Origin of the sequence: Kitasatospora sp. NPDC004799, from assembly GCF_040609095.1 — a bacterium.
GTDB lineage: Bacteria > Actinomycetota > Actinomycetes > Streptomycetales > Streptomycetaceae > Kitasatospora.
This window is the reverse complement of record NZ_JBEXJK010000371.1, coordinates 1-8,182: the sequence shown is the minus strand read 5'-3', so window position 1 is coordinate 8,182 and position 8,182 is coordinate 1. Positions and strand designations below refer to the sequence as shown.

The 8,182-nt window shown below is 76.4% G+C and carries 8 protein-coding genes; 7 read left to right on the top strand and 1 reads right to left on the bottom strand.

Features of this window, described 5'->3' with window-relative positions; translation table 11 throughout:
• The 4 genes from ABZW03_RS32510 to ABZW03_RS32495 form a co-directional block, all read left to right on the top strand.
• Nucleotides 1-910, top strand: a 910-nt coding sequence (locus ABZW03_RS32510; RefSeq protein WP_355266350.1) for a hypothetical protein, incomplete at its 5' end; no start/stop codon positions are given.
• Complete coding sequence (locus ABZW03_RS32505) at nt 894-1,127, top strand: hypothetical protein (protein ID WP_355266347.1); 234 nt, start codon at nt 894-896, stop codon at nt 1,125-1,127. The genes ABZW03_RS32510 and ABZW03_RS32505, both read left to right, overlap by 17 nt.
• A 36-nt stretch (nt 1,128-1,163) precedes the next feature.
• Nucleotides 1,164-1,970: a TlyA family RNA methyltransferase gene (locus ABZW03_RS32500; RefSeq protein ID WP_355266355.1), complete on the top strand. Its 807-nt coding sequence runs from the start codon at nt 1,164-1,166 to the stop codon at nt 1,968-1,970.
• Between the two features lie 94 nt (nt 1,971-2,064).
• Nucleotides 2,065-2,970, top strand: a complete 906-nt coding sequence (locus tag ABZW03_RS32495; RefSeq protein WP_355266344.1) for an NAD kinase — start codon at nt 2,065-2,067, stop codon at nt 2,968-2,970.
• A gap of 99 nt (nt 2,971-3,069) precedes the next feature.
• On the opposite strand, the gene ABZW03_RS32490 is transcribed toward ABZW03_RS32495, so the two are convergent.
• Nucleotides 3,070-4,569 (bottom strand): PLP-dependent aminotransferase family protein, encoded by a 1,500-nt coding sequence (locus ABZW03_RS32490; RefSeq protein WP_355266341.1) that lies wholly within the window; start codon nt 4,567-4,569, stop codon nt 3,070-3,072.
• A gap of 233 nt (nt 4,570-4,802) precedes the next feature.
• Between ABZW03_RS32490 and ABZW03_RS32485 the strand changes: the two genes are divergently transcribed.
• The 3 genes from ABZW03_RS32485 to ABZW03_RS32475 form a co-directional block, all read left to right on the top strand.
• Nucleotides 4,803-5,423: a hypothetical protein gene (locus ABZW03_RS32485; RefSeq protein WP_355266352.1), complete on the top strand. Its 621-nt coding sequence runs from the start codon at nt 4,803-4,805 to the stop codon at nt 5,421-5,423.
• A gap of 64 nt (nt 5,424-5,487) precedes the next feature.
• Nucleotides 5,488-7,245, top strand: coding sequence for a DNA repair protein RecN (gene recN / locus ABZW03_RS32480; protein WP_355266338.1), 1,758 nt, complete (start codon nt 5,488-5,490; stop codon nt 7,243-7,245).
• A 178-nt stretch (nt 7,246-7,423) separates the two neighbouring features.
• A partial coding sequence (locus ABZW03_RS32475; RefSeq protein ID WP_355266335.1) for a glycosyltransferase occupies nt 7,424-8,182 on the top strand: 759 nt, incomplete at its 3' end.

The window sequence follows — 8,182 nt, the reverse complement described above, 5'->3', positions numbered from 1 at the left end:
AGGGCGGCGCAGCGGCGCGCGCAGGCGATTGGGAGGCACCCGGATGCTGCCGAGGACGGTTCGGGGAGTGGTGGAGACGGCCGCCGGGGTGGTGGAGGAGGTCGGCAAGCTGGTCGTCGGGACGGCGACCTCGATCCTGGAGAAGGCTGGGGTCGACGTGGCCGAGGTCGAGCGCCGGCTGGGCGGCCAGTTCCCGCCGTCGGTGGAGACCCTGCAGACCCTGGCGGGGGAGGCGGTCACCGCCGGGCGGGCCGGGGTGGACCTGGCGGTCGGCGTGGCGCGCAACGAGGCGGAGAAGGTCTTCGAGAAGGTCGGGGACCAGGTGACCAAGGTCGGCGTGGTGCTGGCGTACCTGGAGACCAAGCTGCGCGAGGTCGAGGAGGAGCCCCCGGCGGCCGCGGCCGGGCCGGGGCCGTACGAGCCCGAGGAGCCGGTGCCGGCGCCGCGGGCCGCCGACCTGTTCGGGCGCGGCTGGGAGTTCGAGGAGGAGCGGTCGGCCGTCGGGACGGCGGGCGAGCCGATAGTCGCCGAGCGGGTGGAGGTGGACGAGCCGGTCGAGTTCGATCCGCCGGTCCCTCCCGTTCCTCCGGCCGCCCCGGCCCCGCAGGAGGAGTCCGTCGCGGAGAAGCCCGCGGCCGGGAATGGCGCCACCGACAAGAGCACGGCGAAGAAGGCCGCGGCCGGGAAGACCGCGCCGAAGAGGACGGCCGCCGAGAAGCCCGCCGCGAAGAAGCCCGCCGCGAAGAGGACGACGACCGTCAAGAAGAGCGCCACCAAGAAGACCGCCGCCACCGCCGAGCGGGCCGGGGCCCAGCCCGAGGCCGGGACCCCCGCGAAGCGCGCGGCGACCAGGAAGACCACCGTCCGCAAGGCCACCAGCACGAAGAAGCCCGATGCCCGAGACGAGTGAACCGCCCGAGTCCGTCCACAGCGCTGTGCCGCCGTGCGCGGACGTCCCCGCCGAGCCGCTGGGCGTCGAGCTGACCCCCACCGGCCACCCCGGCGTGGACGCCGGCCTGGCCCGGCTGGAGGCTCTGGACGGGGTCCCGGCCGAGGCACACGTCGCGGTGTACGAAGATGTTCACCAGCGGCTCGTCGACGCACTGGCCGCGCTCGACCGGGAATGACCCGCAGGATCCGTAGGAGCTGAAACACCAGTGGCAGTGGCACGACGCCGACTCGACGCGGAACTGGTCCGCCGCAAGCTGGCCCGATCGCGTGAGCACGCGTCCGAGCTGATCGCGGCCGGCCGGGTGACCGTCGGCGGCACCACCGCGACCAAGCCGGCCACCCAGGTGGAGACCTCGGCGGCGGTCGTGGTGGCCAAGGACGAGAACGACCCCGACTACGTCTCGCGCGGCGGCCACAAGCTGGCCGGCGCGTTCGCGGCCTTCGTGCCGCAGGGCCTGGTGGTCGAGGGCCGCCGGGCGCTGGACGCGGGCGCCTCCACCGGCGGGTTCACCGACGTGCTGCTGCGGGCCGGGGCCGCGCACGTGCTGGCCGTGGACGTCGGCTACGGGCAGCTCGCCTGGTCGCTGCAGAGCGACGAGCGGGTCACCGTGATGGACCGCACCAACGTGCGCGAGCTGACCGTGGACCTGATCGGCGGCACCCCGGTGGACCTGGTGGTGGGCGACCTCTCGTTCATCTCGCTGGGCCTGGTGCTCCCGGCCCTCGCCTCCTGCGCGGCCGAGGACGCGGACCTGGTGCTGATGGTCAAGCCGCAGTTCGAGATCGGCAAGGAGCGCCTGGGCAGCGGCGGGGTGGTGCGCAGCCCGCAGCTGCGCGCCGAGATGGTGCGCCAGGTCGCCGGGCAGGCGTGGGCGCTCGGGCTGGGCGTGCGCGCGGTCACCGCGAGCCCCCTGCCGGGGCCGTCCGGCAACGTCGAGTACTTCCTCTGGCTGCGCCGGGACGCTCCGGAACTGGACCCGGCGGAGGCGGACCGGGCCGTGGCGGAGGGCCCCCGGTAGGGTGCCTTGCGAGCGTCCGGCCCGTCATGTCGTATGGCGTGGCCGCACCGGGGGCCGAGGGCGACCCGGCAGGCGTTAGGGAGAGGGCAGCGGCATGAGCGATGAAGCACGTACGGTCTTCCTGATCGCGCACACCGGCCGGGAGGCGGCGCTGCGCAGCGTCGAGGCCCTGGTGCACGGGCTGCTGAAGGCCGGGCTCCGGATCAGACTGCTGGAGGCCGAGGCGGTCGACCTGGACCTGCCGGAGGGCGTCGAGAAGGTGGCCGAGGGGCCGGGCGCGGCGGACGGCTGCGAGCTGATCCTGGTGGCCGGCGGGGACGGGACGCTGCTGCGCGGGGCGGAGCTGGCGCGTTCGCACGGACTGCCGATGCTCGGGATCAACCTCGGCCGGGTGGGCTTCCTCGCCGAGGCCGAGCGGGACGACCTGGCCGTGGTGGTCGAGCGGGTGGTGGACGCCGACTACGAGGTCGAGGAGCGGATGACGATCGACGTCATCGTCCGCACCAACGGCGACGTGGTGCACGAGGACTGGGCGCTGAACGAGGCCTCGATCGAGAAGGCGTCGCGGGAGCGGATGCTGGAGGTGGTGACCGAGGTGGACGGCCGCCCGGTCTCCAACTTCGGCTGTGACGGCGTGGTGTGCGCGACGCCGACCGGGTCCACCGCGTACGCGTTCTCCGGCGGCGGGCCGGTGGTCTGGCCGGAGGTGGAGGCGCTGCTGATGGTGCCGATCTCCGCGCACGCGCTGTTCGCCCGGCCGCTGGTGACCTCGCCGGAGTCGGTGCTGGCGGTCGAGGTGCAGCCCAAGACCCCGCACGGCGTGCTCTGGTGCGACGGGCGGCGCTCGGTCGAACTGCCCGCCGGGGCACGGGTGGAGGTCCGCCGGGGCAAGACGCCGGTGCGGCTGGCCAGACTGCACCGGGCGCCGTTCACCGACCGGCTGGTGGCCAAGTTCGCGCTGCCGGTGACGGGTTGGCGCGGCCGGGCCGACCACCACTAGCGAGGCCGGTCGTCCGGCGTCGGGAACCGGGGCCGAAAGCCCGTACGGGACACGGGCTTTCGGCCCGGCGCTGCCGCGCCCCTGGAAGGTGACGGTCCGTCAGACCGCCAGGGGATGGGCCTCGTCGGCCGGTTCGAGCCGTCCGCCGGCCGACGCGACGGCGGCCAGGGCGGCGAGGCGCTCGACGGCGGCGGGGACGGTCGCGGCGGGCACCGTGAGCGGGATGCGGATGTGGTGCTCGAAGGCGCCGTCCGAGCCGAAGCGGTTGCCCGAGGCGATCCGGACCCCGCCGCGCTCCCCGGCGTGGGCCAGTGCCGCGCCGGACAGCCCGCCGGTGGAGACCCAGAGCGCGAGCCCGCCGGGCGGCATGGTGAAGGTCCAGGCGGGCAGCTGTTCGGGCAGGGCGGTGGCGAAGGCGTGCGCGCTGGCCCGCAGCCGGGCCAGCTGGTGCTCCCGGACGTCCGGCAGCGGCTCGCCCAGCAGTTCGGCGGCGATCAGCTGGTCCAGCACCGGGGTGCCGACGTCGCTGTGCACCCGCTCGTTGGCCAGCCGGCGCACCAGGGCGGGCGCGGCCCTGACCCAGCCGATCCGCAGGCCGCCCCAGAGCAGCTTGCCCGCCGAGCCGACGGTGACCACCTGGGCGGCGCGGTCCAGGGCCGCCGTCGGGCGCGGCAGCGGCGTGTCCGGCGGGACGCCCCAGCCGAGCTCGGCGGTGGTCTCGTCGGCCAGCACGATGCTTCCGGCGGCCCGGGCGGCGGCCAGCAGCTCGCGGCGCTGCTCCTCGTCGACCAGCGCGCCGGTCGGGTTGTGGAAGTCCGGGATCACGTAGGCGACCCGGGGCCCGGCGCCGCGCAGCACCCGCCGCCACTCGTCGAGGTCCCAGGCGGGCCGCGGCGTCCAGGTGTACGGCACCGGGACGAGCCGGGCGCCGGTCAGCCGCAGCGCCGACAGGGTGTGGGCGTAGCTGGGCGCCTCCACGGCGACCCGGTCGCCGCGGCCGATCAGCGCCCGCTGGACGAGGTGCAGGCCGCCCATCGCGCCGGTGGTGATCAGGATCTGGTCGGGCGTGGTGGGCAGGCCGCGGTCGGTGAAGCGGCGGGCGACGGCCTCGCGCAGCACCGGGACGCCGGTGGGGTAGTGGCCGTGCCCGGCGGCGTAGTACGGCAGCTGCTCGACGGCCCGGGCGGCGGCCCGGCCGACCCAGGGCTGCGGCGCGGGCGGGGCGGCGACGCCGAGGTCCAGGATGCGGCCCTGCTCGTCCGGCGGGACGGGGTGCAGGGCCTCGCCGGGCGGCGCGGCGCCCTCGGGCAGGGCGGTCCAGCTGCCCGAGCCGCGCCGGCTGTGCAGGTAGCCGTCGCCGCGCAGGGTCTCGTACGCGGTGGCGACGGTGGTGCGGCTCATCGCGAGGGCGGTGGCCAGCTCGCGCTCGGCGGGCAGCCGGGCGCCGACCGGCAGCCGGCCCTCGGTGACCAGCAGCCGGATCTGCCCGGCCAGGGTGCGGTAGGCGGGGCGGCGGGCGGCGGCCGACTCGGGGAGCCGGGCGGTGGCGAGCAGCCGGGCCAGGGCGGGCGGGGTGACGGTGGTGTGCCAGTCGGCCATGGCGATCAGTCCACTTGCTCGGAATTGGCCCTGGAGGGGGCCGTATTGGCCTGGCCATCATGGCAGGGCGGCCGTACCGGCCGCCACCGCCGGGCCGTCCCGCCGGTGCAGCACCACCGCAGGAGCACCTCTTGGCCACCACGACCGCCACGACCGCCACGACCACCACGACCGCACCGGGACCGGCAGGCACGCCCGGATCGCCCGCCCGCGGAGCCGGCCTCGCCGCCCGGGTGTTCGGTGACACCCGCGCCCTGGGCCGCCGGATCCCGCAGCTGTTCGTCGGCCTCGCCCTGTACGGGGTGAGCATGGCGCTGATGCTCCGCGCCGGCCTCGGCCTCGACCCCTGGGACGTGCTGCACCAGGGCCTGCAGCGCACCGTCGGCCTCTCGGTCGGCGCCTGGGTGACCATCTGCGGCGCCCTGGTGCTGCTGCTGTGGATCCCGATGCGCCAGCGCCCGGGCCTGGGTACCGTCGCCAACGTGCTGGTGATCGGCGCGGCCATGGACCTCACGCTGCGGGTGGTCGGCGGCCCCGGCGCGCTGCCCGCCCGGATCGCGCTGACGGCCGCGGCGATCGTGCTCAACGGCGTCGCCAGCGGCCTCTACATCGGCGCCCGGCTCGGCCCCGGCCCGCGCGACGGCCTGATGACCGGGCTGCACCGGCGCACCGGCCGCTCGCTGCGGCTGATCCGCACCGGGATCGAGGTGACGGTCCTCACCGTCGGGCTGCTGCTCGGCGGCACCGCCGGGGTCGGCACCGTCGCGTACGCGCTGGCCATCGGCCCGCTGGTGCAGCTCTTCCTGCCCTGGTGCACCGTGCCGGTGCCCGCGGAGGACTCCCGGAAGGGATGAACTTCGGGGCACGGAGTTGCCGCGCGCCGTTGCCGCTCGTCGCGCGCCGGGGGTGGAACCTCGTATGGTCGTCTCCGTGTTGGACGAGATGCGGATACGGGATCTTGGGGTCATCGACGACGCGGTGGTCGAACTCGCCCCCGGCTTCACCGCCGTGACCGGTGAGACCGGCGCAGGAAAGACCATGGTCGTGACCAGCCTCGGCCTGCTGCTCGGCGGCCGCGCCGATCCGGGCCTGGTGCGCAACGGCACCGGACGCGCCGTCGTGGAGGGCCGGCTGGAGCTGCCCGCCGGCTCCCCGGTGGCGGCCCGCGCGATCGAGGCCGGGGCCGAACTGGACGACGGCGCGCTGCTGATCAGCCGGACCGTCTCCGCCGAGGGCCGCTCCCGGGCGCACGTCGGCGGCCGGTCCGTCCCGGTCGGGCTGCTCGCCGAACTCGGCGAGGACCTGATCGCGGTGCACGGCCAGACCGACCAGCAGCGCCTGCTGCGCCCGGCCCGCCAGCGCGGCGCGCTGGACCGGTACGCGGGCGCCTCGGTGGCCGAGCCGCTGGCCCGCTACCGGGAGACCTACCGCGTCCTGCGCGAGGTCTCGGCGACGCTGGAGGAGCTGACCACCCGGGCCCGCGAGCGCGCCCAGGAGGCCGACCTGCTGCGCTTCGGCCTGGACGAGATCGCCGCCGCCGAGCCGGTGGCCGGCGAGGACGCGGAGCTGGCCGCCGAGGCCGAGCGGCTCGGCCACGCCGACGCGCTGTCCTCCGCCGCGACCCTCGCCCACGCCGCCCTGGCCGGCGACCCGGTCGACCCGGAGGCGCTGGACGCGGGCACCCTGCTCGCCCAGTCCCGCCGCGCGCTGGACGCCGTGCGCCACCACGACGAGCGGCTGGCCGCCCTGGCCGACCGGCTCAACGAGGTCGGCTACCTGCTCGCCGACGTGGCCGGCGACCTGGCCGGCTACGCGGACGACCTGGACGCCGACCCGGTGCGCCTGGCCGCCGTCGAGGACCGCCGGGCCGTCCTGGCCCAGCTGCTGCGCAAGTACGGCGGCGAGGAGAACTCGCTCGCCGAGGTGATCGCCTGGGCCGAGGCCGGGTCGGTGCGGCTCGCCGAGCTCGACGGCGACGACGACCGGATCGACGAGCTCGGCGCCCGGGAGACCGAGCTGCGGGCCGAACTGGCCGAGCTGGCCGCCGAGGTCTCGCGGGCCCGGCACGCCGCGGCCGGCCGGTTCGCCCAGGCGGTCTCCGCCGAACTCGCCGAACTGGCCATGCCGCACGCCCGGGTGACCTTCGCGATCAGCCAGGTCGACGACCTGGCCGGGATCGAGGTCGACGGGCGCACCGTCGCCTACGGCCCGCACGGCGTGGACGAGGTCGAGGTGCTGCTCGCCCCGCACCCGGGCGCCCAGCCGCGCCCGATCGCCAAGGGCGCCTCCGGCGGTGAGCTGTCCCGCGTGATGCTCGCCGTCGAGGTGGTCTTCGCCGGCGCCGACCCCGTCCCCACCTACCTGTTCGACGAGGTGGACGCGGGCGTCGGCGGCAAGGCCGCGGTCGAGATCGGCCGCCGGCTGGCCAAGCTGGCCGAGTCCGCCCAGGTCGTGGTGGTCACCCACCTCCCGCAGGTGGCCGCGTTCGCCGACCGGCACCTGGTGGTGGAGAAGACCAACGACGGCACCGTGACCCGCAGCGGCGTCAAGGTGCTGAACGACGAGGAGCGGGTGCGCGAACTCTCCCGGATGCTGGCCGGCCTGGAGGACTCGGAGCTGGGCCGCGCCCACGCCGAGGAACTGCTGGCCGCCGCCCGGGCCCCGCGCCGCCGGTAGCCGGCGCCGGCGGCCCCCTCGGACCTCGGCGACGCGCCCCGGTGGCGCCGACTGTCCAAGAGGGCCGCCGACCTGGCATGGTGGCGGCTGGACACTGGCTTCCCAGCCCCGAGCGCCGCCGGGCGGGCAATCCTCGCGAAGCGGCGCGCGAACCTGATCGAGTCGGATGCGAGACGACGTGGACCATTCCGCCGCCCGGGCCACCGCGGCCGCCCCCGAACCGGGGCAGCTGCACGTGGTACTCGTCCTGGCCGCCAGCACCGGCGGCATCGGTGCGCACGTGCGCTCCCTGGCCCAGGGCCTGGTCGCGCACGGGGTGAACGTCACGGTCTGCGCGCCGGACGGTACGGACGCGCTGTTCGGCTTCTCCCGTACGGGCGCCAGGTTCCACACCGTCGACATCACCCCCACCGCGGGCGCCCGCAGCGACGCCACCGCGATCGGCGAGCTGCGCCGGGCCTTCACCGGCGCCGACGTGGTGCACGCCCACGGGCTGCGCGCCGGACTGCTGTCCGACCTGGCGCTGCGCACCGCGGGCCGCTTCCCGGGCCTGCGCCCGGAGACCCCGCTGGTGGTCACCTCGCACCACGCGCTGCTGGCCACCGGCATGGAGCGCCGGCTGCAGCGGCTGATGGAGCGCCGGGTGGCGCGCGCCGCCGACCTGGTCCTCGGCGCCTCCTCCGACCTGGTCGCCCGGGCCCGCGAACTGGGCGCCAGCGACGCCCGGCTGGGCCCGGTGGCGGCCCCGCCGATGCCCGAGGGCCGGCTCGGCCGCCCCGAGGCGCGCGCCGCGCTGCTCGGCGACGGCCCGGACCGCCCGCTGGTGCTGGCGGTCGGCCAGCTCGTCCCGCAGAAGGCCTTCGGGCTGCTGCTGGACGCCACCCGGGAGCTGTCCGCGCTGGACCCGGAGCCGCTGGTGCTGCTCGCCGGGGACGGC

Bases quoted from the DNA above. Each gene is read 5' to 3' on its own strand.
- ABZW03_RS32490 (WP_355266341.1), bottom strand. From the start codon at position 4,569: ATGGCCGACTGGCACACCACCGTCACCCCGCCCGCCCTGGCCCGGCTG.
- ABZW03_RS32505 (WP_355266347.1), top strand. From the start codon at position 894: ATGCCCGAGACGAGTGAACCGCCCGAGTCCGTCCACAGCGCTGTGCCG.
- recN (WP_355266338.1), top strand. From the start codon at position 5,488: ATGGTCGTCTCCGTGTTGGACGAGATGCGGATACGGGATCTTGGGGTC.
- ABZW03_RS32495 (WP_355266344.1), top strand. From the start codon at position 2,065: ATGAGCGATGAAGCACGTACGGTCTTCCTGATCGCGCACACCGGCCGG.